This window comes from Actinomyces dentalis DSM 19115, from assembly GCF_000429225.1.
Lineage (GTDB): Bacteria > Actinomycetota > Actinomycetes > Actinomycetales > Actinomycetaceae > Actinomyces > Actinomyces dentalis.
Genome location: NZ_AUBL01000030.1, coordinates 20,548 through 46,324, shown reverse-complemented (window position 1 = coordinate 46,324; position 25,777 = coordinate 20,548). Strand labels below are relative to the sequence as shown.

The 25,777-nt window shown below is 74.3% G+C and carries 27 protein-coding genes; 22 read left to right on the top strand and 5 right to left on the bottom strand.

Translation table 11 applies throughout. The annotated features are described in order from the left end of the window. Positions 1-14 precede the first annotated feature (14 nt). The 7 genes from G446_RS0108020 to G446_RS16740 all read left to right on the top strand — a co-directional run bounded on the left by G446_RS0108020 (position 15) and on the right by G446_RS16740 (position 9,406). A complete protein-coding gene (locus G446_RS0108020) occupies positions 15-827 on the top strand; it encodes an FHA domain-containing protein (RefSeq protein ID WP_026409768.1) in 813 nt (270 codons plus the stop codon). 3 nt (positions 828-830) lie between these two features. Continuing rightward, positions 831-2,093, top strand: coding sequence for a hypothetical protein (locus G446_RS16745; RefSeq protein WP_156916577.1), 1,263 nt, complete (start codon positions 831-833; stop codon positions 2,091-2,093). Positions 2,094-2,153: 60 nt separating this feature from the next. Further along, positions 2,154-3,908 (top strand): cation:proton antiporter, encoded by a 1,755-nt coding sequence (locus G446_RS0108010; RefSeq protein ID WP_026409767.1) that lies wholly within the window; start codon positions 2,154-2,156, stop codon positions 3,906-3,908. 202 nt (positions 3,909-4,110) lie between these two features. After that, complete coding sequence (locus tag G446_RS19925; RefSeq protein WP_026409766.1) at positions 4,111-7,944, top strand: DEAD/DEAH box helicase; 3,834 nt, start codon at positions 4,111-4,113, stop codon at positions 7,942-7,944. 258 nt (positions 7,945-8,202) lie between these two features. Further along, on the top strand, positions 8,203-8,460 hold the full coding sequence (locus tag G446_RS0107995; protein ID WP_390884274.1) for a DUF4244 domain-containing protein: 258 nt from the start codon (positions 8,203-8,205) through the stop codon (positions 8,458-8,460). Between the two features lie 239 nt (positions 8,461-8,699). Further along, positions 8,700-9,014, top strand: a complete 315-nt coding sequence (locus G446_RS0107990; protein WP_026409764.1) for a TadE family type IV pilus minor pilin — start codon at positions 8,700-8,702, stop codon at positions 9,012-9,014. Next, entirely contained in the window at positions 9,011-9,406 is a 396-nt protein-coding gene (locus tag G446_RS16740) for an Rv3654c family TadE-like protein (RefSeq protein WP_034469725.1), read from the top strand. Before G446_RS0107990 ends, G446_RS16740 begins: the two co-directional genes overlap by 4 nt. A gap of 56 nt (positions 9,407-9,462) precedes the next feature. Here G446_RS16740 and G446_RS16735 read toward each other — a convergent pair whose 3' ends face one another. Continuing rightward, positions 9,463-10,134: an LppP/LprE family lipoprotein gene (locus G446_RS16735; RefSeq protein WP_034469724.1), complete on the bottom strand. Its 672-nt coding sequence runs from the start codon at positions 10,132-10,134 to the stop codon at positions 9,463-9,465. A 178-nt stretch (positions 10,135-10,312) separates the two neighbouring features. Between G446_RS16735 and G446_RS18740 the strand changes: the two genes are divergently transcribed. Beyond that, complete coding sequence (locus G446_RS18740; RefSeq protein WP_156916576.1) at positions 10,313-10,936, top strand: 2'-5' RNA ligase family protein; 624 nt, start codon at positions 10,313-10,315, stop codon at positions 10,934-10,936. 55 nt (positions 10,937-10,991) lie between these two features. Here G446_RS18740 and G446_RS0107970 read toward each other — a convergent pair whose 3' ends face one another. After that, on the bottom strand, positions 10,992-12,020 hold the full coding sequence (locus G446_RS0107970) for a YdcF family protein (protein WP_026409763.1): 1,029 nt from the start codon (positions 12,018-12,020) through the stop codon (positions 10,992-10,994). A 142-nt stretch (positions 12,021-12,162) separates the two neighbouring features. On the opposite strand from G446_RS0107970, the gene G446_RS0107965 reads away from it, so the two are divergent. The 4 genes from G446_RS0107965 to G446_RS0107950 all read left to right on the top strand — a co-directional run bounded on the left by G446_RS0107965 (position 12,163) and on the right by G446_RS0107950 (position 15,302). After that, positions 12,163-12,528 (top strand): nuclear transport factor 2 family protein, encoded by a 366-nt coding sequence (locus G446_RS0107965; protein WP_034469721.1) that lies wholly within the window; start codon positions 12,163-12,165, stop codon positions 12,526-12,528. A gap of 678 nt (positions 12,529-13,206) precedes the next feature. Continuing rightward, on the top strand, positions 13,207-14,169 hold the full coding sequence (locus G446_RS18735) for a GNAT family N-acetyltransferase (protein WP_051285773.1): 963 nt from the start codon (positions 13,207-13,209) through the stop codon (positions 14,167-14,169). Between the two features lie 228 nt (positions 14,170-14,397). Then, positions 14,398-14,889 carry a helix-turn-helix domain-containing protein gene (locus G446_RS18730; RefSeq protein WP_051285772.1) on the top strand — a complete coding sequence of 164 codons (492 nt, stop codon included), beginning with the start codon at positions 14,398-14,400 and terminating at the stop codon, positions 14,887-14,889. Between the two features lie 35 nt (positions 14,890-14,924). Then, positions 14,925-15,302: a hypothetical protein gene (locus tag G446_RS0107950; RefSeq protein ID WP_026409761.1), complete on the top strand. Its 378-nt coding sequence runs from the start codon at positions 14,925-14,927 to the stop codon at positions 15,300-15,302. 174 nt (positions 15,303-15,476) lie between these two features. Here the strand turns inward: G446_RS0107950 and G446_RS20610 are convergent, their stop codons facing one another. Then, positions 15,477-16,031, bottom strand: a complete 555-nt coding sequence (locus tag G446_RS20610; RefSeq protein WP_211228269.1) for a GNAT family N-acetyltransferase — start codon at positions 16,029-16,031, stop codon at positions 15,477-15,479. 93 nt (positions 16,032-16,124) lie between these two features. On the opposite strand from G446_RS20610, the gene G446_RS20605 reads away from it, so the two are divergent. From G446_RS20605 to G446_RS0107915, 6 genes are all read left to right on the top strand, one after another. Further along, the gene (locus G446_RS20605) at positions 16,125-16,766 is read left to right on the top strand and encodes a hypothetical protein (RefSeq protein WP_211228268.1); all 642 of its coding nucleotides are present in this window, start codon (positions 16,125-16,127) and stop codon (positions 16,764-16,766) included. After that, the gene (locus G446_RS0107935) at positions 16,763-17,011 is read left to right on the top strand and encodes a hypothetical protein (RefSeq protein WP_156916575.1); all 249 of its coding nucleotides are present in this window, start codon (positions 16,763-16,765) and stop codon (positions 17,009-17,011) included. The genes G446_RS20605 and G446_RS0107935 overlap by 4 nt, the downstream gene beginning before the upstream one ends. A 227-nt stretch (positions 17,012-17,238) precedes the next feature. Beyond that, a complete protein-coding gene (locus tag G446_RS0107930) occupies positions 17,239-17,751 on the top strand; it encodes a YbhB/YbcL family Raf kinase inhibitor-like protein (RefSeq protein WP_051285770.1) in 513 nt (170 codons plus the stop codon). 172 nt (positions 17,752-17,923) lie between these two features. Further along, positions 17,924-19,564 carry a WD40 repeat domain-containing protein gene (locus G446_RS0107925; protein WP_026409758.1) on the top strand — a complete coding sequence of 547 codons (1,641 nt, stop codon included), beginning with the start codon at positions 17,924-17,926 and terminating at the stop codon, positions 19,562-19,564. Between the two features lie 163 nt (positions 19,565-19,727). Then, positions 19,728-19,943 (top strand): hypothetical protein, encoded by a 216-nt coding sequence (locus tag G446_RS0107920; RefSeq protein ID WP_245574634.1) that lies wholly within the window; start codon positions 19,728-19,730, stop codon positions 19,941-19,943. Then, positions 19,934-20,278 carry a type II toxin-antitoxin system PemK/MazF family toxin gene (locus G446_RS0107915; RefSeq protein WP_245574633.1) on the top strand — a complete coding sequence of 115 codons (345 nt, stop codon included), beginning with the start codon at positions 19,934-19,936 and terminating at the stop codon, positions 20,276-20,278. Before G446_RS0107920 ends, G446_RS0107915 begins: the two co-directional genes overlap by 10 nt. 88 nt (positions 20,279-20,366) lie before the next feature. Here the strand turns inward: G446_RS0107915 and G446_RS0107910 are convergent, their stop codons facing one another. Next, positions 20,367-20,594: a hypothetical protein gene (locus G446_RS0107910; protein ID WP_026409755.1), complete on the bottom strand. Its 228-nt coding sequence runs from the start codon at positions 20,592-20,594 to the stop codon at positions 20,367-20,369. A gap of 671 nt (positions 20,595-21,265) precedes the next feature. Here G446_RS0107910 and G446_RS0107905 point away from each other — a divergent pair. Together G446_RS0107905 and G446_RS0107900 are read left to right on the top strand one after the other, a co-directional pair. Continuing rightward, complete coding sequence (locus tag G446_RS0107905; protein WP_026409754.1) at positions 21,266-22,693, top strand: L,D-transpeptidase family protein; 1,428 nt, start codon at positions 21,266-21,268, stop codon at positions 22,691-22,693. A gap of 64 nt (positions 22,694-22,757) precedes the next feature. Next, positions 22,758-23,213 carry a pyrimidine dimer DNA glycosylase/endonuclease V gene (locus tag G446_RS0107900; RefSeq protein ID WP_026409753.1) on the top strand — a complete coding sequence of 152 codons (456 nt, stop codon included), beginning with the start codon at positions 22,758-22,760 and terminating at the stop codon, positions 23,211-23,213. Between the two features lie 586 nt (positions 23,214-23,799). Here the strand turns inward: G446_RS0107900 and G446_RS20970 are convergent. After that, positions 23,800-24,180: a hypothetical protein gene (locus G446_RS20970; protein WP_026409752.1), complete on the bottom strand. Its 381-nt coding sequence runs from the start codon at positions 24,178-24,180 to the stop codon at positions 23,800-23,802. Positions 24,181-24,876: 696 nt separating this feature from the next. Between G446_RS20970 and G446_RS0107885 the strand changes: the two genes are divergently transcribed. Beyond that, a complete protein-coding gene (locus G446_RS0107885) occupies positions 24,877-25,158 on the top strand; it encodes a type II toxin-antitoxin system RelE/ParE family toxin (RefSeq protein WP_026409751.1) in 282 nt (93 codons plus the stop codon). Continuing rightward, positions 25,145-25,450 carry a HigA family addiction module antitoxin gene (locus G446_RS0107880; RefSeq protein ID WP_026409750.1) on the top strand — a complete coding sequence of 102 codons (306 nt, stop codon included), beginning with the start codon at positions 25,145-25,147 and terminating at the stop codon, positions 25,448-25,450. The genes G446_RS0107885 and G446_RS0107880 overlap by 14 nt, the downstream gene beginning before the upstream one ends. Positions 25,451-25,777: the final 327 nt, after the last annotated feature.

Below are 25,777 nucleotides of genomic sequence, written 5' to 3'. Positions count from 1 at the left end.
ATGAAGGAGTCCCCATGAGCGATATGACCTGGACCATGCTCCCCGAGGTAGACCCGGACAACCCCGACGAGCTCGTACTCGACTTCTCGGGGGAGGTCTACCGCGTCCACGCCGGATCCAGTTTCGTCATCGGCCGCGGCGGCGACCTCGACATCGATGACAATCCCTACCTGCACCGGCGCTTCCTCGTCTTCACGAGGGACAACGACCTGTGGTGGATCTCCAACGAGGGCTCGCGCCTGTCCGCCACCCTGACCGACGGCGACGGGCTGGTCCAGTCCCGTCTGGCCCCCGGCGCCCGCATGCCCCTGGTCTTCCCGCGGGTCATCCTCACCTTCTCAGCCGGCCCCACCACCTATGAGATTGATCTCATCACCGCCGGTGAGGACCACTTCACCGGCATCGAGGGCAACGGCCAGACGACCGGCAAGACCACGATCGGGGTGACCCCCATGACGCGCTCGCAGCTCCTCCTGGTCCTGGCCCTGGCCGAGCCCGTTCTCAAGCGCGCCGGCACCGGCGCCGCGGAGATCCCGTCCTCCTCCTCCGCGGCCGCGCGCCTGGGCTGGCCCCTGACCAAGTTCAATCGCAAGCTCGACAACGTCTGCGAGAAGCTCGACCGCGTCGGCGTGCGCGGGTTGCGCGGCGGACGCGCCGAGGGCGCCGCCTCCAACCGCCGCACCGCCCTGGTGGAGCACGCCGTGTCAACTCTCATGGTGACCGCCGAGGACCTGCCCATGCTCGACGAGGAGCATGCGGCCAATCAGGCCAGTCGCCAGGAGAACACCGCCTCCGTGGCCGACCGGTCCCGCGAGCGCAGGGCCTGAGCAATGAGCGCAGATCGTCAGGACGACGCGTTGAACCAGCCGACGGAGGAGCTGCCCGCTGTGCACGAGGACGGGCCCGGGCCGGGCCCGTCGCCCGCCCCGGCGCTCGAACCCGGGCCCGGGCCGGTCCCGGCGCTCGAACCCGGGCCCGGGCCGGTCCCGGCGCTCGAACCCGGGCCCGGGCCGGTCGCCGCCGAGCCCGCCCCGGCGCCCCAGTCCGGATCCGCCGCCACCCCCGCGATGGCGTCCGAACCCGCCGCCGTGATCGTCGTCGGCCCCGGACCGGCCCCGGCGTCCGAACCCGAACCTGAGCCGGCCCCGGCGTCCGAACCCGAACCTGAGCCGGCCCCGGCGTCCGAACCCGCCCCGGAGTCCGAACCCGCCGCCACCGAGCCCCTGCCGATGCCGGAGGCGTCCAAGATCTCCGTCCTGGACGTCGGCGCCCTGCGCGAGTCCCGTCCGCCGGACGCCCGCGACGGCGCCCGGGCCCGCCGCCCGCGGCGGCGGGGCAGGATCGGGGCGCTCGTGGCGGTCGTCGTCGTCCTCGTCCTGGCCGCCGCGGCCGTGGGCGCGGAGCTCTACGCCCGCTCCCGGATCGAGGCCGTGATCCGCTCGGCCCTGCCGGGCCTGTCGGCGGACGCCACGATCTCCGCCGACGGCCTCGTCCTGCCCCAGGTCATGGGATCCAGGCTCAACGTCCTGACCATCGATGCCGACTCCCTCACCCTGACGCGGGCCGCGTCGACCGGGGACGGCGCCACTTCGACCAGCGTGACCCTCAGCGACCTGAACGCCACCCTCACGGGCGTCTCCCTCACCCGGCCGCACACCATCGACGCCGTCGCCGTGACCGGCACCGTCGCCTGGTCGGAGATATCCGCCATTGTCAGGGCCCGCGTGCCCCGCCTGCCGCCGGACCTGACCGTCCAGCCCCAGACCCGCGGCTCGGCGGACTCCCCCGGCGCCATGGTCGCCACCTCGCCGATCCTGGGCTCCGGCACGAGCCTGGTCCTGGAACCCAGTCTCACGGCCGACGGCGGACTCCTCCTGTCCGCGACCAGGGTGACCATCCGGGGCGTCGAATTCGATCTGGACGACGAGTCCGCCTCCTCCCAGATCCTCAAGGTCCTGGGCATGGAGATACCCGATATCACCATCGGTCCGGAGGTCCTGCCCGCGGGCGCGGCGCTGAACACCGTCGCCGTCGCCGACAAGGGGCTGGCGCTGACGATATCGGGCAAGAACCTGTCCCTGGAGAAATTCTAGCGGGCCGTCGTCGCCCCGGTAGGCTCCCCCGCGAACTTCACCCGTCCGGAAGGAGTCCGCGTGGCCCACGCCTTCGTCTCGCTGCTGTGCATCGTGGCGGTCGCCCTGCTGGCGCCCCTGCTGTCCTGGGGCGTGCCGCGGCGGATGCTGCCCGAGACCGTCCTGCTCATCCTCGGCGGCGTCGTCATCGGCCCGGGCGCCCTCGGCATCGCCCACATCGGCCGGGACATCGGCTTCCTCAGGGAGCTCGGCGTCGCCTTCCTCTTCCTCATGGCCGGCTACGAGATCGACGTCAACGAGCTGCGCGGCACGGGCGGGCGCCACGCCATGATCGCCTGGGGCGGCTCCCTGGTCCTGGCCTTCGCCACGGTCGCGGCGGTGGGCGTGACCGGCGGCCCCCTCTCCGCCAACGGCATCGCCATCGCCATCGCCATGACCTCCACCGCCATCGGCACGATCCTGCCGATCCTGCGCGAGCGCGACCTGCTGCCCACCGCCGTGGGCGCGGCGATCCTCAACCACGGGGCGGTGGGCGAGGTCGGCCCGATCATCCTCATGGCGCTGCTGCTGGGGTCCCGCTCGACCTGGCAGTCCCTCGTCATCCTCCTGGCCTTCCTGACCATCACCCTGCTCATCGTCCGCTTCACCGACCGCGTCCAGCGCGCGGGCCGCCGCCTGGTCGAGGCGATCCACCTGGGCGGCTCGACGACGGCGCAGACCACCATCCGCGTCACCATCCTGCTGCTGGTGGGGCTGTGCACGCTGGCGGAGGTCTTCGAGCTCGACGTCGTCCTGGGCGCCTTCGCGGCCGGATTCATCCTGCGCTACGCGGTCCCCGACGGCGACCGCCAGCTGGAGGAGAAGCTCGACGGGCTGGCCTACGGGTTCTTCGTCCCGCTGTTCTTCGTCACCTCCGGCATGGCGATCGAGCTGGAGCTGACGGCCGCCTCCCTGCTCCACCTGGGGGCCTTCCTCGTGCTGCTGGTGCTCACGCGCGGCCTGCCGGTGTGGGTGGCGGCCCTGCTGGAGCGGCGCCGCGACGGCTCGCGCGCCTACTCCGTGCGCCAGTCCCTGCAGATCGCCGTCTACTCCACCACCGCCCTGCCGATCATCGTGGCCGTCACGCAGGTCGCCGTCGACGCTGGCGCCATGAGCGCCCCCTTCGCCTCGACCCTCGTGCTGGCCGGCGCGCTCAGCGTCCTGGTCATGCCGGCCCTGGGCCTGGCCCTGTCCTCCGACGTCGACCGCGCGCCGGCCGTCGAGGCCCTGGCGGTGGTGCAGGGGCCGGTGGAGGCCTCCGGGCGCCGGGCCGAGAACGCCGCCGAGGCGCCGCAGGGCCCGCTCGTGGCCAGCGAGCCGCGCCGCCCCGCGGGCCTTGCGGAGCCGCCGTCCGGGCCCGGGGCCCCGGGCCCGGACGGCGCCGGGGACGCGGCCGACGGTGCCGGGGCCGCCGGGATCGGGGCGGCCGGGCCGAGCGCGCCCCCGGTCCCGACGGCGGAGGCGCGGGCCGGGGCCCGCCGTCGTCAGCGCCACGACCTGGGGGTGCGCCAGCACGGGCTGACCGCCTCCGAGGCCCGCTACCTGGCCGAGCGCCTGGCGCAGATCGAGGCCGACCGCGCCCATTGGCGCGCCCAGATGCGCAGGCAGAGGCACCTGGACCGGGAGGAGGCCGAGCAGCGCCGAGCGGTCCTGCGCGCTCAGAACCGGGCCCACCTGCGCGAGGAGAGGGCGCAGCTGCGCGAGCTGAGACGGGAGACGGCGCGGGTGCGCGAGGAGTCCAGGCGCCGCCGGGACGCCGGCGGACCCCGCGACTGACGCCGGTCCGCGGGCGCGCCGCCCCCGCGGGCTCCGGGTCCACGCCGGGGTGCGCACCCGGGCGATCGAGGCGTTCACCGCCCCGGCCGGCACCATCATCACCATCAGGAACCTCATCCACCGCGCCTGGATCACCCGCCGCTGAGACCAGCATCCCACCCGCAAGTCCTAACCCGATGACGCGATCTCTTAGACTGCGCCCATGGTTCGCATGATCTCCTCGGAGGGCTGGCCCGCGCGCGTGAGCGATGACCAGATCATCGGGAGCGTCGGCCAGCGGACCTTCCTGCGCGGGCGCAGCTACGTCAGGCAGGGCCGCGTCCGCTCCGTCAACATCTCCGCCGAAGGGGACATCCTCACCGGGCAGGTGCGCGGCTCGGGCGGCCGCGTCTACCAGACGATGGTCTACTGCCACTCCTCCGACGACCCCCGCCCGGTGTGGACCAGCTCCTGCTCCTGCCCGGTCGGCACCGACTGCAAGCACGCCGTCGCCGTGCTCCTGACCGCCCGCCGCCAGGCGGTCCCGGGCCCCGTCAGGGCGGGCTCGGGCTGGGAGGGGGCGCTGGCCGACCTGCTGCGCGTGAACGACTGCAGCACCCGCCCCATGGCCCTGGAGGTCGGCCAGGACGATTCGGCCGGCGACTGGCCGCGCCGCAGGCGGGGGCTGAGCCTCCTGCCCCTCGTCAGGGGCCGCAACGGCTGGAACCGCCAGGGCGCCTCCTGGAGCCAGGTGCTGGGCGGCGGGCTCGACGGGGAGGTGGACGACGACGTCCTCCAGGCCGTCCAGGAGATCGGGCGGATGGTGCCCAGGAGCTTCTACTACTCCGACGACCGCGTGTCCCTCGACGACGTCCCGCGCCGCTTCTGGGGGGCTCTGCGCCGCGGCGTGGCGGCCGGGCTCGCGCTGACCACCGCGCAGCGCGGGGGGCGGCCGGTGCGCGTGTCCGAGGGGCTCAGGGCCGGGGTGAGCCTGCGGATCGCGCAGGACGACTCCCTCGTGGTCGCCCCGGCCCTCAACCTCGAGAACGTGGCGGACCTGGAGGGGCGGGTCGCCGACAACCCCCCGATCGCCGGGATCGGCAGCCCCATCCACGGGTTCGTCGTCGAGTGCCTCGACGGCGGCCTCGTCCTCATGCCGATCGAGCCCGCCCCCGGCGAGGTCCTCGCCCGGCTCCTGGCGGACACGACCCGGCGGATCACCGTCCCGCCGTCGGACGTGCCGCGCTTCAAGAGCGAGTACCTCGAGCCCCTCAGCCGCGCCGTGCCCGTGGTCATCCACGACCCGCGGATCGACCTGCCCGAGCCCGCCGCCCTGCACGCCGTCCTGCGGGTGACGATCGACGGCGCCGCGCACCGCGCCCGCACCGAGTGGCTCATGCGCTACCGCACCTCCGACGGCGAGGTTCGCCGCGAGGAGGTGCTGGGGGACCTGGACGCCGAGGAGGCCGGGGCGGGCGGCCCCCCGGCGCCGCAGGCCTCCCCGCCCCGCCGCGGCAGGGTGTGGGCGCCCGTCGGCCGCCGCGCCGCCGCGCCGTCGGGGGCGGGTCGGACCGTTGCCGCGCCGTCGGGGGCGGATCGGGCCGGCGGCGGATCTGACGGGTCCGGCGGGCCGCGCGCCCCCCGGGACCTGGCCGGGGAGCGGCGCCTGGCGCACGAGATCATCGCGCGCCTCGCGCCCCTGGCCGCCGAGCACGGGGCGCTGTGGAAGCGGCGCAGCCTGTCGGGCATCGACACCGCCCACTTCATGGTCCGCACCCTGCCGGTGCTCGAGGACATGGAGGGCTTCGAGACGGAGGTGGTCGGGGAGGTGCCCGACTACCGGGAGGCCGACGGCGAGGTGCTGGTCACCACCGACGTCGACGAGGACGCGGACCGCCCCGACTGGTTCTCCCTGAAGGTGCACGTGAAGGTCGGCGACGAGCAGGTCCCCATCGCCCGGCTCATGGCCGCGCTCGCCAACGGGGACGAGGCGGTCCTGCTCGACTCGGGGGCGTGGATCGACCTGGACCGCCCCGAGATCCGGCGCCTGGCGGCCCTCATGGCGGAGGGGCGGGCGCTGGCCGAGCCGGACCCCAAGGATCCCGACGCCCTGCGCGTGAGCGCCTTCCAGGCCGGGTACTACGCCGAGCTGGTGGCCCTGGGCGTGGTCGGGCGGACCGCGCAGCGCTGGAGGGAGAACGTGGAGCGGCTGCTGGCCCTGCGGCCGCTCGACGACGGGGGCGACGGCGCCGGCGCCGGGCCGGGCGCGGACCCGCTGGAGATCCCCGCGCCGGCCGGGCTGAACGCGACCCTGCGCCCCTACCAGCTGGAGGGCTACCAGTGGCTGGACCTGCTGCGCTCGACCGGGCTGGGCGGCATCCTGGCCGACGACATGGGGCTGGGCAAGACCGTCCAGATCCTGGCCGCCATCCAGCGCATGCTCGAGGAGCGGCGGGCCGCGGCGGGGCCGGCCGCGGGCGGGGCGGAGCCGGTCGCACTGGTCGGGCCCGCCGCCCCGGCCGGGGCGGACGAGCCCGACGCCGCGGGCGACGCCGGCGACGCGACCGACGTCGTCGCCCCGTCCGGGCCGGACGGGGCGGAACTGGCCGGGCCCGCCGCGGGCGACCCGGCCGCCGTCGTCGGCCCGACCGACGCGGCTCCGGGCGCGGCCGGCCCGGCCGGCGCCCCGCGGCCCGGGCCGGTGCTCGTCATCGCCCCCACGAGCGTCGTCGGCACCTGGGTGGAGCAGGCCGGGCGCTTCTGCCCCGACCTGCGCGTGCGGGCCGTGACCCGCACCTCCGCCAAGCGCGGCACCAGCTTCGCCGAGGAGGCCGCGCAGGCGGACGTGCTGGTGACCAGCTACACCATCGCGCGCCTGGACGAGAACGAGCTGGTCGCCGTCGACCTGTCCTGGCTCGTGCTCGACGAGGCCCAGTTCATCAAGAACCACGCCTCGGCGACCTACAAGGCGGTGCGGCGCCTGCGCGCGCCGTCGGCCGTGGCCATCACCGGCACCCCGCTGGAGAACTCCCTCATGGACCTGTGGAGCCTGCTGAGCGTGTCCGCCCCGGGCCTGCTGCCCGGGCCCGACCGCTTCACCCAGCACTACCGGCGCCCCATCGAGCGGGGCGACACCGACAGGCTGGAGGCGCTCAGAGCGCATATGCGCCCCTTCCTGCTGCGGCGCACCAAGGAGGAGGTCGCCGCCGACCTGCCGGACAAGTCCGAGCAGGTGCTCGCCGTCGAACTGCCCCCGGCGCACCGGCGCGCCTACGACGCCCGCCTCGCCCGCGAGCGCCAGAAGGTCCTGGGCCTGCTGGAGACCGACACCGCCCAGGCGCGCTTCTCCGCCCTGCGCTCGCTGACCATCCTGCGGCAGATGGCCCTGGACCCGGCGCTCGTCGAGACCGGGGGGACTGGAGGATCCGACGCCGGTCCGGGCGGGCGCGGCGCGAAGGGCCCCGGCGGGCGCGGGCGCGGCGCGAAGACGCCGGGCGGGGGCCGGGCGCGGCGGCGCAGGCCCACCGCGAAGATCGAGGTGCTGCTCGACACCCTGCGGCCGGTCGTGGCCGAGGGGCACCGGGCGCTCGTCTTCAGCCAGTTCACCCGCTACCTCACCGGCGTGCGCGAGCACCTGGAGGCGGCGGGCCTGCGCACCGCCTACCTCGACGGGGCCACCGTCGACCGGCAGGGCGCCATCGACTCCTTCCGCTCGGGCGAGGCGGACGTCTTCCTCATCTCCCTCAAGGCCGGCGGCTTCGGCCTGACCCTGACCGAGGCGGACTACGTCTTCCTGCTCGACCCGTGGTGGAACCCGCAGGTGGAGGAGCAGGCCGTCGACCGCGCCCACCGGATCGGCCAGGACAAGCCGGTCATGGTCTACCGGCTCGTGTCCGCCGACACCATCGAGGAGAAGGTGATGGACCTGAAGGAGAAGAAGGCCGAGCTCTTCGACCGCGTCGTCGAGGGCGCCGGGGCGGCCGACGAGGCCGCGGGCGCCGTCATGAGCCGGGCGCGGCTGACCGCCCAGGAGATCCGCGAGCTCGTCGGCGGCTGACCCGCGCGCCCCGCGCTCCTCCTCCGCCCCTCGCCGGAATCGGTCGAAGCGGCCGGTCCGGCGCCGTCGAGGGCCTCGACCGCGGCGCGGCGGGGCGGGCCGGTCACCACAGGGCCGCCGGCTTCAGGGGTCGTCCACAGGGCTCGAACGGGGTGGATGCGCAAGGCGCCCGCCGGCGTCCACCCTGGGACTGCGGGCCGCGCGCCCGCGGACGACGTCGGACACCGAGGTCCGGCGCTCCCGATCCCGGAAAGAGGAATCATGACAACGCTGAGGCACACCGTGCGGACCCTGCGCCGTTCCTGGCGCCTGGCCCACCCGGGCCCGCAGGGGGCCGGACCCGCCCCCGACGGCGCGCCCGACCCGCACGCGGAGGCTGGCATGGCCACCGCCGAGTACGCCATCGGGACCCTCGCCGCGGCGGCCTTCGCCGGGCTCCTGCTGGCGATCATCCGCTCCGGCTCCCTGAGCGGGGTCCTGCAGAGGCTGCTCGAGTCCGCCCTGTCGGCGGGCTGAGGCCGGTGATGTGGACTGGAGGAGGGCCCGGCCCGCGGGGGCGGGCCGGGCGAGGGAACCGCCCGGGGGATCCGGCGCGGGGCCGACGCCGGACCGGGCGCGGGCCCGAGTGCGAGCCGGCCCGTCCGCCCCGGGGCCGGGCGCAGCGGCCCGCCGCCCGCCTGACCCGGGGCCCGACGCGGCCCGCCGCCCATCCGCCCCGGGGCGGGCGCCGTCGTCGGACCGCCGGCGAGGCGGGCATGGCCACGGCGGAGCTGGCCGTGGCCATGCCCGCCCTCGTCCTCGTGCTCCTCATGGTGCTGGCGGGGGTGAGCGCCGGGGTCACCCAACTGCGCGTCACCGACGCCGCGCGCGTGGCGGCCCGCGCCGCCGCCATCGGCCAGACCGACCTCGCCGGGGCGGCGAACCGCGCCGGCGGAGCGGTGGACCTCGCGGTCGAGCAGGGCGAGCTCACCTGCGTCACCGCCAGCCGGCGCGTGCCCGGCCCGCTCGGCGGACTGGGACTGACGGCCCGCAGCCGCGCCTGCGCCTACACCGAGCCGAGCGGGCCATGAGCGCGCCGACCGCGACCCGGCGCCGGGCGGCGGGGGAGAGGGGCTCGGGGACCGTGCTGGTCCTCGGCGTCATCGGGGTGCTGCTCGCGCTCGCGGTCGGCGTCGCCGCCCTCATCCGGGCGCAGGCCGCGGCCGGTCGGGCGCGGCTCGCCGCGGACCTGGCCGCTCTGGGCGGGGCGACGGCGCTCAACTCGATCACGGCGCCCGCCGACCCCTGCGCCGTGGCGGGCGGTGTGGCCCGGGCCAACGGGGCGGCACTCAGCTCGTGCGCCGTGACGGGGGAGGACGTCGTGGTGGAGGCGGCGGTGCGGGTCCAGGTCCTCGGGGTGGGTCGCACCGCCAGGGCCGCCGCCCGGGCGGGGCCCGTCGACGCCCCGGGGCCTGGGCCGTGACGCGCTCGCCGTCCGTGCCGCCCGTCATGGTGCGCGCCCGCGGGCTGCGGCGCGCGCTACTCGGTGAAACCGGGGGGCCATTCCCCGGAGTGCGTGACGCTCCGAGTCCGGTCGTCCCAGGTGAATATCGATATGGACCTTCCGCTGGCCTCGGCGTTCGACTCCCCGTCCCGGGGCCAGGTGTAGGCGACCTGGATCGCGGCGTCGTCGAGGCGCACCACCTTGGGCGGGAAGCCGATCGGTTTCGATGCGGTCGTGCCGATGTACTGACCGTGGTGGAACAACATGATCTGGAAGGGGGAGGAGGCAGTGTTCCCAGGGATCTCCAGGACCACCCAGGACAGCGCGGCGCACGCGTCGTAGGTGGTGGTGTCGGCCCCGTCGAGATCCCACTGCCAGTAACTTTCGCTACGGAATGTCGGCACCTGGGGCCCCCACGTCGAGATGGCCTCGGCGCCGGTCATGGTCGCGCACTTCTCGGTGGTCGGCTCCGCCGAGGCGGTCTCCGGGGATGCGGATGCCGGCGGCCGGGTCCGGGCGCTGGCGTCGTCGGAGGCGTTCTCCTCCTCGGTCTGGGCCGCCGTCGGCTCCTGTGCCGCCGTTGCGGCGGCTTCGGCGGATGTTCCGGCCTCATCGGAGGAGGCCGGGGTCGTGCCGCCCCGGCATCCCGCCAGGGCCAGGGCGACGAGCAGGGCGGCGAGTCTTGTGAGGGCCGGTGAACGCGGCACGACAGCTCCTTCGCTGAACGGTGGCGGGAACGGGGCCTGAGACCCCGATCGCCGCATTATACGTGAGCGTCGGGTTCTCGTTCTCGGGTCTTCGGGTCCTCCGGCTCGATCACGCCGCCAGGGATTCGCGAGCGTCCCGGCGGAGAGGACGGTCGTGGCGCCGTGACATGATCGGCCCGTGCGAATCGATACGGCTCCCGAGCTCGGACGGACCCGCAGCCACTGGTACTGGCGCCCTGGCTGGGCGCCCGGGAGGCGGATGTGCACCTTCCACCTCACCATGGAGCGGGCCGACGCCGTCCGGGGGCTCGCCCGCTCGGTCCGCCCGGTCCTCGAGCGCTTCGAACTCGTTGACTCGGTGCCCGAGCCGTGGCTCCACCTGACCATGAACGGGCTCGGATTCGCCGGCGAGGTCCCCGATGACCGGCTCGAGGCGGTCGCCGACGAGGTCTTCGCCCTCTGGTCGTCGCTGGACGACCCCGTCCTGCGGTTCACGCATCTCTTCGTCGGTCTGGAGGGCGCCATGCTCGTGGCGGAGAGGAGCGACTGGCTGATGGCGCTGGCGCGGGCGCAGCGGGCCGCCATCGACCGTCTGCTCGGCCCGCGCGAGTGGGGCGATTTCTGGCCGCACGCCTCCCTGTGCTACTTCAACGGGCCGATGGATCCGCGCCCGCTGGTCGGGGCGCTCGCGCCGGTGCTCGACGCCGTCCCGGACGGGGTCGACGCCGCCCCCGCGTTGACGCTCATGCGCCTGGGTCGTGACGAGCGCGTTTACACGTGGGAGGCGCTCCGGCGGGCTTGACCCGGCCCGCCGGCGCCGCCGGCCGTCCCGATGCGGCGCCGCCCCCGCCGTCGTCTCAACCGTGCAGCAGGAGCCCCCAGATCATGATCAGCGGCAGCGGCAGGCACACGACGGCCAGCACCACCAGGTTGGCGAGGCGGTGGCGGGCGAGCATGGCGACGAATTCGCGCAGGAAGGCGCTGATGCGGAAGTACAGGGCGGTGTGGGCGGGTGCGACCTGGACGTCCAGGCCCACGTCCCGGGCCAGGGCCGCCGTGCGCAGCACGTGGTAGTCGCTGGTCACGGCGACGCCGCGGGCCGACTCGCCCAGCCGCTCGTGCACGAGCTCGCGGGTGAACTCCAGGTTCTCGCGCGTGGTGCGGGAGCGCTCCTCCAGGAGGATCGCGGAGGCGGGGACGCCGAACCTCATCGCGTACTCCGCCATGGCCGAGGCCTCGGAGCGGGGCTCGTCGGGCCCCTGGCCGCCGGAGAGGACGAGGGGGATGCGCTCGCCGCCGGCCGCCCGCCACCGGGCGATGCCCACCTCGACGCGCGTGCCCAAGAGCCTGGCCACCTTCCCCTGAACCAGGCCGGAGCCGTGAACGACGACGAAGTCCGGCCTCGGCCGCCGCCACAGGCGCGGGTAGACCCAGGCGTAGAGCAGATCGGCCAGCAGGAGGAAGCCGATCCAGGCGCAGGCGAACACGACCGCCAGCGCCAGTGCGACGAGCCACGGCAGCGAGCGCGCCAGGACGACCGAGGCGATGCACAGCGCCACGACCCCCGCCAGGCCCGCGCCCGCCAGCAGGGACAGGAGGTTCGCGAGACTGCGCCCCTCGCGGCGCCACGTGACGACGCCGTTGGCGATGAGCACCACGATGAGGACCAGGACGAGGAACGGGGCCAGGAGCGCGAGGAAGAAGACCAGCCCGGTCAACGGGTCCGACCCCCTCGAGAGGACCGCCACCAGCATCCACGCCGCGATGAGGGCCCCCGTCAGCCACAGGGCGTTGGCGGGCCTGCGCGGATCGCGGCGGATGGAGACGACGGCGCGCGCGATGACGGCCGCGGCGATGAGGATGAACGGAATCACTCCCGGGAACATGCGCCCATTGTCGCAGGGGGTGAGCCGGCGATCCTCAACGACCCCGCCTCCACCGGGCATGCGCTCATTGTCGCAGGGGGTGGGCGTCGGCCGTGGGCCGCGCCGTGCGACACCGCGGGGCCGCCGCCGTAGGGTGGGAACCATGAGAACTTGCGCGTCGGATTCGGGCGATGGGCTCGAACGACTCCTGGAGCGCTTCTTCGCCGCGGAGAACGCCCGGGACTGGGCGGCCTACGCGAGCCTCCTCCACCCCGGGGTGGAGTGGACCCTCGTCGACGACGGCGCGGAGCGCAGGATCGTCGGGCGCGAGGACTACCTGGCCGCCATTGCCGCCGCCTACGACGGCACCGGCACCGCCTTCTCCTGCCTCGACATGACGGTCGACCGCGGGCGCGGCCGGGTCGTGACCCTGCTGGTCAACGACGACGGCGAGCGCTCCCTGGACGTCTTCGACGTCGAGGGCGGCCTCATCCGGCGCGAGTGGGAGTTCCTGCTGGGGCGGGCGTGACTCGGCGGGCCGGTGGGATGCCGGGCCGCGATGCTCCCCGGGCCGGGGGCGGTGACTCGCTCCCGGGGTCCGGCGCGCGCCGGCTGGCCGGGACGGCTCCAGTCACCGGCCGGGACGGCTCCGGTCACCGGCCGGGACGGCTCCGGTCACCGGCCGGGATGGGCGGGCACGGGGTGGTGCGGGTGGGGCTCCTGGGGCGGTCCGGGGCGGGGACGTGTCCGAATCTGTTGCAAAGGCGCTCCGCGACGGGATCAGCGGCGAAGAAAAGCGCGGAATACCAACGATTCTCCTCCGGAGCTCCGGCCCGATCGGGGCCTTTGCAACAGATTTGGACAACCGACCCTCCGGTAGATTGAACGAGCGCCCCGAACTCCGGCCCCGATGGGGCGCATGGGACTCATGGGACACCCGGGGTGCTCCGGCGAGGCGAGGATCCGGGGGCCGCTACCCCCGGCCCCCGACGACCGCACCCGGCCCCCGAGGACGGCTGGGCCGACCGCGCAAGGGCCTGGTCGCACAGGGCCCCGACCGCACGTTGATCGGCGTCACCCCGCCTGGTACCGTGCTCCTGCCCTACTCCGACGACAGAAAAGTGAGGTCCCATGACACCGCCGTCTCCGGCCTCCCGCGGAGGCCGGTTCCCCGACCGCGGCTGAGGCCGCAGGATCAGGAACTCCCATGACCTTCACCATTATCCAGCCGGCCGACGTCGAAGCGGCCATCGACATCCTCCGTCGCGTCCCGCTCCTCGTGGACTCGCCGACCCAACGGCGCCAGCGCGACCCCGACGGCCTCTCCCGGGCCTTCGCCGGAGGTGACTTCCGCCGCCCCGACCTGGTCTGGGCCGCCGTCGGGGACGGGGGTGAGCCCCGGGCCGTCGTCGCCGGTCTCCTCGCGGGCACCCAGACCGTGCTCGACTTCTTCGGCGCCGACGACGAGGCGGCGCTGACCGCCGTCGTCGCCGCGGCCACGGCCGGCGTGAGAGACCAGGAGTGGCCCGAGGCCTGCCTCTACGCCCCGCCGGGCGCGGGAGTCGACTCCCCGCAGCTGCGGCCGTGGGTGCGGGCCCTGCGCGATGCGGGCTGGGACCTGCTCGTGGAGCGCCACCACTACGACCTCGCCCCGCACCCGGGCCTGGCGGCGCCGCCCGCCGACTGCCCGCTGCGCCTGGAGCCCCTCGCCGGACCGGACGATCCGCGCCTCGAGCCCGCGGTGAGGGACGTGCTCGTGGGCAGCCTCGACGTGGCCGACCGGACGCTCACCGCCCGCGTCGGCCTGGAGCGGGCGGCGCGCAAGGCCGTCCGCGACCTGCTCGCCTCCGACCCCTGGCAGTGCCTGCGCCTGGCCTACGACGACGGCCCCGAGCCCGTGGGCCTGGTGTCCTGGATCGGCGGGCCGGGAGGGTCCGGCTACGTCCTCCTGGTGGGGGTGGGCCACGGGCACCGGGGCCGCCGCTACGGCCAGCGGCTGCTCGAGCTCGCCACGCGCTCGCTCGTCGAGGTCGGCTGCCGCAGCCTCGTGGCCGACGCCGACGTCACGAACGCGCCCATGGCGGCCGCCTTCGAGCGGGTCGGCTGGACGGTCGCCGAGCAGCGCATCGACATGCTGCCGCGCGAGCTGCTCCTGACCGCCCGCTCTTGACCGCGGCTCGCTGAGGGGTGCGGTCCGCCGAGGGTGGCTGGCGGCGCCCGTGTTGCCGCGGCCGCCGACGTCCTCGGCGGGCGCCCGGGCGGGCGGGGGCCGTGGACCAGTTCATCCGCCGGCTGCGCACCACTCGGCGGGCGCCCGGGCGGGCGGGGGGCGGGTCTCGGGGACGCACCGGCGAAAAAGTTCTTGACCGATCATTCTGGAACGACTAGTCTAAATCCCATGGGACGCCCCAGAGCCTTCTCCGAGTCCGACGTCGTCGCCTCCGCCTCCGCCGTCTTCGCCCGCCGCGGCTTCGCCGCCACGAGCGTGGACGACCTCGTGCGCGCCACCGGCGTCGGGCGCGCCAGCCTCTACGGGGCCTTCGGCTCCAAGGACGGCCTGTTCCAGCGCTGCCTCAGCGGGGCGCTCGCCGCGCTCGGGCCCGGATCCGCGCCCGGCCCGACCAGTGCGCCCGACGGAGCTGATCCGGCTGGCGGGGCCGGTGCGCCCGAGTCCGGATCCGGCCCGGCCGGCCCAGCCGGCGAACCCGGCCCGACCAGCCCGGCCGGCCCAGCCGGTGCGCCCGGCGCGCTCGACCTGGTCCTCGTCTCCCTCATGGAGCTCGCGCCCGACGACGACGCCCTCGCCGACGAGATCGGCCGGGCGCTGCGCCGCGCGGGAGTGAGCGCCACCGACCTCGGCGAGCGCCTCCTGGCGCGCGCCGACCTCTGACCCCTCATCCGCACCACTCGTCTCAGGAGCGAATCATGTCCGCCAACCGCAACACCGTCACCCTGGAGCCCGCCGGGACCCCCGCCGAGATCATCATCGAGCCCCGGGGCCTGGACAAGATCTTCGGCTTCCGCTCGCGCCTGGCCTACCCGCTCGCCCACGTGCGCGGCGCCACCTTCGACCCCGGCCTCAAGCGCGAGCCCAAGGGCGTGCGCGGCCCCGCCCTCGGGCTGCCCAACAAGCTGGTCGGCACCTTCCACACCGACGGCACCAAGCAGTTCTGGAACGTCTCCGGCTTCGAGTCCGTCCTGGTCATCACCCTCGACGACGAGGAGTACACGGCCCTGTACCTGTCCGTCGAGGACCCCGAGGGGCTGGCCCGCGAGATCAACGCCGCACTGCGGCGCGCCTGAGCCCGGTACGGCGCGCCTGAGCTCCTGAGCGTCCGGGCCGCGGCGGTCCCGTCCGGACGCCGCGCGCTTCGGGTCTTCCACGACTCACCTCACCGCCACGCCCAGGGTCCCGCCCGGGCGCCGCGCGCTTCGGGTCCGACGGCGCAGCGGCGTCGTCCCCCGTCGGCGCGCCGGTCAGGCGCCCGCCGCGCCGCGCCGCATGTAGGCGACGCAGTGACCCTCGCCCACGGGGCCCAGGCCCATCGCCTCGTAGAAGGCGCGCGGGGCGGGGGCGTCGTCGGCGAGCAGGAGGAACTGGCGCACGCGGGCGAAGCGCTCCATGGCGTCGCGCAGCAGGCGGGCGCCGATGCCGCGGCGCTGCCAGTCGGGGTGGACGAGCAGGTCCTGGACGTAGGCGATGGAGGCGCCGTCGCCGACGACCCGCACGAGGCCGACGAGCCGTCGCCCCCCGCCCGACCCTGCGCCCGGTCCTTCCCCCGGGCTCATGCCCGATCTCTCGCCCTGCTCCACGGCCGGGCCCGCGCCCGGCCGCCCGTCCGGCCACTCCGGCGGCTCCTCGCCCGAACTCGACTCCGCGTCCGACGGCGCCCACGCCGTCTCGAACCACAGGGAGCCGTCGAGGCAGGCGTCCAGCAGGCCCGGCGCCAGGTAGAGGCTCCACCCGACGCCGGAGTACAGCGCCTCCAGCTGGGCGGTCGAGGGCCGGGAGGAGCAGTAATTCACACTCATGAGTCGACGCTATCGGTTCGACTCGCAGCGGTGTCCTGTCCCGGGGCGCCGCCCATTAGGCTGGCGGTCATCCGCCTACCGAGGGGGCCCGGAATGACCCAAGACCCGCGACCCGCGCCGGCCGCCGCCGCGCCCACCGGTGCAGCGCCGGCCACCGACGCAGCGCCGGTCGCCGGTGCAGCGCCGGCCGCCGCCGCACCCGTCGACACCGCGCTCACCGCCGCAGCGCCGGCCACCGGTGCGCCGGTCGGCGCGGCGACGACCCGCGCCGCGCCGTTGTCCCACATGAGGAGCGTGCGCCGCCTGCTGCTGGGACTGGCGGTGTTCCAGGGGCTGTCCACGCTCGTCGGCTTCGTCGAGCTGCTCCTGGCCCCCCACTACTTCGCGTTCCTCCTGGACGGCACGGCCTTCGCCGGCCGGTACGCGCTGGCGGCCGTGCTGCTCGGGGTGGTCGTCGGCGGCTTCCAGTGGGCCGCCGCCGTCGTGCACCTGCGCGCGCCCCGGTGGCTGCCCGCGGTCCACGCCCTGGCCGGGCTGGTCATGCTGGGCTGGATCGCCGGGGAGTGCCTCGTGCTCGGGGTGTTCATGTGGCCCCACGCCCTGTGGGGCGGGGTCGGCGCGATCCAGCTGCTGCTGGTGACCGTCCTCATGGGGGCGTTCCGGCCCCAGCCCGGGCTCCGACCCCGGTCCGCGCGGCTCCCCGCGCGGGAACGCGCTGCACCGCCCGATTCGTGACCCGCCCGCCTCCGGTGCGGCGGATCGCGGCGCGCAAACGCAGGACTGCGCTCGTCGTGCTGGTCGGCGGCATCGGCGCATACGTCGCCACGGTGGCGGGATTCCTGCTGTCGGACTCCCTCCTGCGCGCGACCGGGATCATCCTCGGCGTCGTATACGTCAAGAGCGGCCGCAATCTGTACTGCTCGGCCGTCCTGCACATCCTGATCAACCTCGGCTCGCTCCTGCCGAACCTCCCCTTCTGAAGCCCCACGGCGCCATCCGCCGCCGCCCGACCCGCGAAGGCACGAGCGCGTCCTTGAGCGCCCCCGCAGCACCGGCCCCGGTCGTCCGATCCCCGATCGGCCCTGGCCGAGGGCGCCCGCGCCCGATCGGCGCGGGGCGACGGGGCGGCGCGACATCCTTTGCGGCGCGCCGTGCGCGGTCCCTACGATGGGCCGTGCACGCTGGCGGCCACTTGAGGAGGCGGAGGATGCTGAGACGATGGGACCGGAGCAAGCCCTCGTGGGAGGGGCGCGTCAGCGGCTCGCCGGGGCTGGGCGTGTCCTCCCCCGGGATCGACGGGGACGGCCGGTTCCTCCCCGGGCACACCGGCCGCGGCGCCGACGCCTCCCCCGAGCTGCGGCTCGACGGCCTCACGCAGGACGCCGAGCGCCTGGCGGTGGTCCTCACCGACGAGACGCACCCGCTGCTGGGCACCATGACGCACTGGCTCGTGTGGAACCTGCCGGCCGGACCGGTCATCGGGGGCGGGCTGCCGCCGGGGCGCACCACCCGCGACGGGGCCGTCCAGGGCCGGGGCTACGGACTGCACCGCTACCGCGGCCCCAAGCCGCCGCGCGGGACCAGCCACCGCTACTCCCTGCTCGTCCTGGCGCTCGACGCCCCGCTGGAGTGCCCGGCCTCGGCGGGCTCGCGCCGCTTCTGGCGGGCCGCGTCCGGGCACGTGCTCCAGTGGGGAGTCCTGGAGGGCGTCTTCGAGTAGCGGCGGGGGCTCCTTCGAGGGGCTGTCCGCGCGGCCCGGCGCCGCCTCGGCCCGCGCGACGGCGGCCCGCGGGTCCGCGCCGCCCGCCCGGTCCGGCGCCGCCTCGGCCCGCGCGACGGCGGCCCGCGGGTCCGCGCCGCCCGCCCGGTCCGGCGCCGCCTACACTTTCCGCATGAGCGCCCGGGCCCCCGACGACGGCCGGGGCGGCGCGCCCGCCCCCGGGGAATCGCGCGGGGAGCCGTGCGCGCCCCGCTGGGCGCGCGCCCGCGACGCGCTCCTGGCGCGGCTCCCCTCCTGGTGGTGGCCCGTGACCGACCCGCACGTCCGGCTCGCCGCCGGGACCGAGTGCGTGGGGGCGCTCGCCGTCGTCGGGGACCGGCTGGCCGTCCTCGATGTCGAGGGCGCGGTGGGGCTGCGCTCCCTGCTCGACGACGCGCCCGGGATCGCGCTCGACCACCCGCGGGTGACCGCCGTGGCCGGACTGCGCCGTCGGACCGCCGAGCGCCCCGACCGCCTGGCGACGGCGGGGGCCGACGGCGCGGTGCGGATCTGGGACGAGCGGGGCGGGCGTGTCGGGGGCTTCCGGGTCGCGCCCGGCCCCGTCGCCGCCCTCGCCGCCGTCCCCGCTCCGGGCGGCGGGCAGTGGCTGGCCGCCGCCGGCGACGACGGGGCGGTGCGGGTGCACGACCCCGAGGACGGCCGGCGGACGTGCGCCTTCCGCGCCGGGTGCGCCGCCAACGATCTGGTCGGCTACCTCACCCGCTCCGGGCGGCTGCGCATCGCGGTCTCCGGTTCGGTGAGCCCCGGCCCGGAGAGCCCCAACCCGATGGTCTCCGGCCCGGTGAGTCCCGGTTCGGCGAGTCCCGACCCGATCGACCCGCTCCGCGAGGCGGCGGGCGGCGTCCGCGTGTGGGACCCCGTCACCGGGGAGCCGGTCGGGCCGGAGCTGACCGACGCCGTGGACGAGTGCACCGTGCTGGCCGTGTGGGAGGACGCCGATGCGGGGCCGCGCCTGGTCACCGGCGAAGGGTATGCGGGGTTCATCCACTCGATGAGCGACGAGGTGGTGCGGATGTGGGACCCGGTCACCGGGCGGCGGGTCGGGGAGCCGCTCGTGGCCGACGAGGGCCACTCCGGGTACGCCCCGGCCCTGGGGACCTGGAGGGCGCCGGACGGGACGCCCCGCCTGGCCGCCGTCCTCGCGGAGGGCGGACCCCGGAGCCTGGTGGTGTGGGATCCGGCCACCGGGCGGCGACTGCCCCGCCGCTTCCGCGACCCGGACCGCCTGCAGCCGCAGGCGGAGGCGCTGGCCGTGTGGCACCGGAACGACGGCGCCGTCCGCCTGGTGACGGCCGTCGGCGACAGCATCCTCGTGTGGGACCCCGAGCTGCCCGGGCCCTTCCCGCCCGACCCGCCGTCGCCGGCCACCGCCGCGGCCTACACCGCCGCCGACGGCGGACGCGCCCTGGCGGTCACGGACCGCGACGACCGGCTGTGGCTGCTGGACGCCGACGGCGGGGTCCGCGTCCGGGTGGACACCGAGCAGTCCAGCCCGCACACCATCCTCACCTGGACCCGCCGGGACGGGCCCCGGATCGCCACGGTGGCGGGCGACTGCACCGTCCACGTGTGGGACGGCGCCGGCCGGTGGCTGTCCTACGTCGACTTCCGGGGCCCGCGCGCCGGCGTCGAGCTCGTGGGCGCGGGCGAGGGGACCCTCATCGCCACGACGGTCGCGGGCGTGCGCCGCCTGTGGGACCCGGAGACCGGCGAGGCCCTCGGGCGCGGGGCGATCCGTCCGGGCGGGGCATGAAGCCCGCCCACTCGCGGAAGGCCCTCGGTGGCGGAGGCAACCCGTCCGGGCACGTGTCCCAGTGGGGCGCCCCGGAGGGCGCTTTCGAGTGGAGGGGATGGTCTCGGAGCCGCGGCGAATGCGTACGAGTATCCAATGAAGGCATACTCATGTCATGTCCAGGATGACGACCATCAAGGTCAAGACCAGCACCCGTGACGGAGTCCGCGCGCTCGCGGAGCGCCAGGGCGTGACCATTGATGTCGCGATCCGTCGGATGACGGCGCTCGCCGAGCGCGAGTCGCGCTTCACCGCGCTCAAGGCGGCAATGGAGGCCAACCCGCCGGACGAGCTCTACCGCGCCGAGCTCGCGGACTGGGAGTCGGACGCGTGGAACTGACGCCTCAACCGCGAACCGGCGAGTTGTGGTGGGCCGCGCCCGACCCGTCCGTCGGGCGGGAGCAGGCGGGGCGTCGCCCCGTGCTCGTCATCTCCAACGCCCGGTATCACGACGCTGTGACGATGCTCGTCGTGACAGTGCCGGTGACCTCCGTCGACCGGCACTGGCCGAACCACGTGCGAATCCCCGGCGGCGCGGGTCTTCCGCGGGATTCCTTCGCCATGACCGAGCAGGTCCGCACGATCTCCCGGGCTCGACTCGTTGGGCGCATCGGCGCCGTCGAGGCCGATGCCCTCGCCGATGTGCTCCGCTGGGTGCGGGACTGGATCGTCTAGCTCGTCGAGGCGGGGACTCCACGGCGGAAGTCGGCCCGCGAAGACTCCTACTCGCCCGTCTCGCCCGGGCGGTCGAACTCTCGCCAAGTCAGAAAGGGGTGGTGGCGATGACTCGGATATTCACGGTGACGGCCGAACGGGGGCGCGGCGACTGGTGGGTGCTGGAGGCCCCGACGTGGGCGCAGTCTCCCAGGTGCGGCGCCTCGATCAGGTTGAGGACGAGATGCGCGAGGCGATCGCCCACCTGGCCGGTCTGCCCGAGTCCGAGGTCGAGGTGGATGTCCGGGCGACTCTGCCCGAGGACTGTGTCGAGCACGTCGGGCAGGCCCGCCGCGGCGGGTACGTCCGGGCTCGTTGGGGGTCGCGGGCCGCGGGCCGCCGGGCTGTGGATGGTCGAGGGGGGCGGTGGGTTGTCCAAATCTGTTGCAAAGGCCGCTGCGGGGTCCGGGTGGTCGAGGTGAAACCGCATGATTCCGCGGTTCTGTCGGCAGTGCGTGGGGTGCGCGGGCGCCTTTGCAACAGATTTGGACATCGTGCGCGAGCCCGGTGTCCGATTCGGGTCCGGTGTCGGCTCGCGGGGAGGGCCCTGAGCCGGGGGTCTCCGGTCGCCGGGCCGCGTGTGCGCGGCTCGATCCCCGGATTGGTGCGACGAGCCGGGCTCCACAAGCAGGGCTCCGCGCCAGCTGTCCACAGGACTAGGTTGGCGTGCTCGTACTTGACCATGACGGCGTGCCGACTGGTCTGGGCGTAGACGGCGAAGACCAGGGCGCCCGCGAGTTCGGGGTGGGCCGACTCGAGCCCGGGTGGTGATGGCGCGGGCGAAGTGGGGTCCTCGGCGTCGAGGGGTGGTCGCCGCTGTCGGCCTCGCCCCGCCCCACCCGGCCCGCAGAAGCCTTGGACGGGGCATGTCATGACGGGGCGGCGAGTACCCTGGGGAGCGCGCCGATCCTCAGCGTCCTTGTCGCCGCTCCAACGCAGGAGAACGAGATGAGTAGATCTCTTCGTGGCTTAGCGCTTCCAGCTGCAGCACTGCTGGCCCTGGCCCTGGGCGCGGTGTCTCCCGCCGTCGCCGACACGCCCTCCGACGCCTCCTCCCCGGAGCCGTCCACCTATACGACGCCCGCCAAGCCAGGTGTCGACGTCGCCGAGGCGCCCACGCCCGCCGCACCGCAGGCCGACGCGGCTGCCGAGGACCCGGCTGAGCCGACGACCTCACCGGCTGCCGACCCGACCGCCGACCCCGACGCCGAGTCGGCCGCTGACCCGGCCGCCGAGCCTGCGCCGGCAGAAGCGCCTCCCGCCCCGCAGCCCGCCACCGGCACGTGGGTGCGTGACGCGGCGGGGTGGAAGTACGTCGACGTCGACGGCAGTGCCGTGACCAACCAGGTCAAGGAGATCGACGGCACCACCTACGCCTTCGACGCCACCGGTCACGTCGCACGGGGCTGGTGGCGCGACGCCGAGGGCCGCTGGTACCTGTCCTCCGACTACGGCGTGCGCACCGGCTGGCAGCGTGACGGCGCCAACTGGTACTACCTGGACTCCTTCGGAGTCATGCACACCGGTTGGTTGGTTGAGGGCGGCGCCTGGTTCTACTTCCACAGCACCGGTGCCATGGCCACCGGCTGGCAGCGCGTGGACGGCACCTGGTACCGTTTCAGTTCCACCGGCGCCATGATGTCCTCGGTGTGGCTGCGTGAGGGCTCCACCTGGTTCTACCTCGACTCCAGTGGCGCCATGGCGACGGGGTGGCAGAGTGTGGGCGGCGCCTGGTTCTACTTCCACAGCACTGGTGCCATGGCCACCGGATGGTTGCACGACGGCGCCCACTGGTACCACCTGTCCAACACCGGCGCCATGACCCAGGGCTGGCTGCACCTCGGTGACTGGTACTACCTCGACCCCGTGCAGGGCGGCGCCATGGCCACTGGATGGCTGGGCATCGGCGGACACTGGAACTATTTCGACGCCTGGGACGGCTTCTGGGTCAGCGACCGTGATAGCTTCGCCGCCGACTGGGAGTACGCGCGCACCCTGTACAGCCCGACGAACTACCTCCTCGTCGTGGACACCAGTGCCCCGCACTGCATGTCCTTCTACTGGCGCGACGGCGCCTGGCAGCCCCACCACGACTGGCCCTGCTCCGTCGGCGCCCCCGCCACGCCGACCGTGCGCGGCACCTTCGCCATCGGATCTCGCGGACGCTCCTTCGGCTCCGGGTACACGGCCTACTGGTGGACCCAGTTCCACGGCGACTACCTCTTCCACTCCGTCCTCTACTACCAGGGCACCTACACGATCAAGGACGGCACCCTGGGTGGGCACGCCTCCCACGGGTGCGTGCGCATGCGGATCGAGGATGCCAAGTGGATTCACGACAACATCCCCTCGGGGACCTACGTCGTCGTGTACTGATGGTCCCCGGCGGCGGGTCACGGCGACGCCCGCACACACCCTGTGACCCCGCGCAGGAGAACCCATGAGATTGTGGAGCCTGCACCCGAGCCTGCTCGACAGGGCCGCCCTCATCGCCGGGTGGCGTGAGGCCCTGCTCGCCCAGAAGGTCCTGCGGGGCCAGACCACCGGCTACCGCCACCATCCCCAGCTCGTGCGCTTCCGGGACGGCACCAGCACCGCGCCCGGTGCCCCCGCGCCCGCACCCGGTGCGCTGATCTCCGCCTACCTTCACGGCCTGGCCGACGAGGCCGACCGCCGCGGCTACCGCTTCCGCCGTGAGCTCGTCCTCGCCCGGCCCGCACCCGACGGCAGCCTCACGGTCACCACCGGACAGCTCGCCCTCGAGCTCGAGCACCTGCGGCGCAAGGTGAGTGTGCGCGCCCCCGAGTGGCTCGCTCACCTTGACCGGGCGGCGCCCCACCCGCTCTTCGTCGTCGTTGACGGGCCCGTCGAGCCGTGGGAACGGGCCACCGCATGAAGTGAGCCGTCTCGCACAACGAGACTCCGGCATGATTCGTGCGCTAGCGTCAAGGACATCAGAGCCCGGCTCGCCCTGTCCGCCAGGCGGTCGGAGCGCCGGGCCGAGCGGGGCCGGTGGGGTCGGCAGAGTTGTCGGGACCGGCGGGCTTGCCGGCGGCGTCGCCCCTGGCCTCGGCCGTGCCCGTGAGGGTTGCGAACAGGGCGGCCATGGGGTCCAGGGCGAATGCGTCGTCGGCGTCGGGGACGACGTCGTCGATGTCCTGCCCGCCTGCAGCGCCTCGCGGATCGCCGCCTCTTCCTTCTCGCCCGAGTACAGGCCCATGAGGGAGGCGGCGTCCCCCAGGGCCCGGTGCGCCTGGTCCTCCTTCTCCATCAGGCGCGTGAGCACCCGCACGTCGCCGGAGAAGCGCGGGTCCGACGGGTCGAGCAGCAGGGTTGTGATCTGCGGGGAGACGCTCTGGCCGTAGCGGTCGATGCGGCCGTTGCGCTGCTCGATGCGGATCAGCGACCAGGGGATGTCGTAGTGGATGAGCTCGTGACACTGGGCGTGCAGGTTGAGACGCCCTCCGAGGCCACGTCGCCGGTCACCAGGCCAGGGGGTCTGCCAGGACGTCGCCGACGACGGCCAGGTCCGTGGAGCTCGCCGGTAGCGCCGTCTTGCGCAGCGTCGCCTCCAGCCACAGGCGCGAGAGCCGGTGGCGGATGGAGGTGTCGGCGATGACGCGGGTGCGGCGCGGGTCCACCGGGACGATGCGGTCGATGCCGGCGGAGAACTGCGCCGCGGTGTCCCGGACTAGCTCGGACAGGCCCTGCACTGTCACCAGCGTGCCGTCGGAGGTCATGGAGACCTGGGTGACGAGCCAGTCCTCATCGCGCACCCGGACCACGGAGCCCGGTGCGACGTCAAGGGACGGTGCGCCGGTTGCCGGTGCCGCAGGGGCGGCGAGGGGAAGGGACGTGGTCACGGGGACGATCCTAGGGAGAAGACCGGGGATTCCGAAGCGGCCGGAGACATGTTACTCATCTGTGATCTTCGCTCGGGCCGCCGGCGCGCCCCGCGGGTCCGCCGGCGGACCCGCACCGCCCCGTGGTCGGGGCGGTGGCCGGAGCGGGCTTGTTGCGCACTCGCCGCGAGAACCCGGTCCTCGGGATCGGGCGCGTTCGGGCTCGTTGGGGGTCGTGGGTCGGGTGCTGTCGGGTTGTGGATGGTCGAGGGGGGCGGTGGGTTGTCCAAATCTGTTGCAAAGGCCGCTGCGGGGTCCGTGTGGCTGAGATGAAACCGCATGATTCCGCGGTTCTGTCGGCAGTGCGTGGGGTGCGCGGGCGCCTTTGCAACAGATTTGGACATCGTGCGCGAGCCCGGTGTCCGATTCGGGTCCGGTGTCGGCTCGCGGGGAGGGCCCTGAGCCGGGGGTCTCCGGTCGCCGGGCCGCGTGCGCGCGGCTTGATCCCCGGATTGGTGCGACGAGCCGGGCTCCACAAGCAGGGATCCCGTGCTCCCTCGCGGGTGCCCGTCGCGAACCCGAGTGGTGAGAGTGCCGGTGCGCGACGTGGTGCTGCGTGCCGATCGCAGTGGCGGCCCCGGGAGAGCCGCCGGGCAGAAGCTCCGCGGGAATTGCTGCCGCGCTAAGCGACTCGCCCGAACGTTATATGATGCGCCCGTGATCAGGTCCTTCGCCGACAAGGCGACCGAGCGGCTCAGTCGACGCGAGTCCGTGCCCGCAGTCGATCCGCGCATCCGCAGGGCCGCCCTTCGCAAGCTGCGCCTGCTCGACTCGGCATCGAGTCTTGAGGAGTTGCGCGTTCCCCCCGGGAATCGGCTTGAGCGTCTTAAGGGCGATCGATCTGGTCAGTACAGCATCAGGATCAATGACCGGTGGCGGATCTGTTTCAGATGGAGTGACGCCGGGCCGGAGGAGGTTGAGATCGTTGACTACCACTGACAAGATCGCCCCGATCCACCCGGGCGAGATCCTCATGGAGGACTTCATCAAGGGTTTCGGTATCACGCAGAGCAAGGTGGCGGCCGCCATCGGGGTGCCGTCCCGTAGGATCAACGAGATCGTGCACGGCAAGCGCAGGATCACCGCGGACACCGCCGCGCGTCTCGGACGCTACTTCGGAACCTCGGCCCGGTTCTGGCTCAATCTTCAGGACGCATACGACCTCGATGTTCTTGAGGACTCCATCGGGGAGACGCTCGACGCCATCGAACCGCTGAAATCCGTTGTATGAAGGTTATTCAGAGGATGGTGAATAAGCTTCCCGATCCGGGTCCGGTGTCGGCTCGCGGGGAGGGCCCTGAGCCGGGGGTCTCCGGTCGCCGGGCCGCGTGTGCGCGGCTCGTTCCCCGGATTGGCGCGACGAGCCGGGCTCCACAAGCAGGGTTCCGCGCCACCCGTCCACAGGGCTCGGTTGGCGTGCTCGTACTGGGCCATGACGGCGTGCCGACTGGTCTGAGCGTGGACGGTGAGAACCAGGGCGCCCGCGAGTTCGGAGTGGGTCGACCCGAGCTCGGGTGGTGATGACGCGGGCGAATCGGGGTCCAGCAGTGCTGCCGGA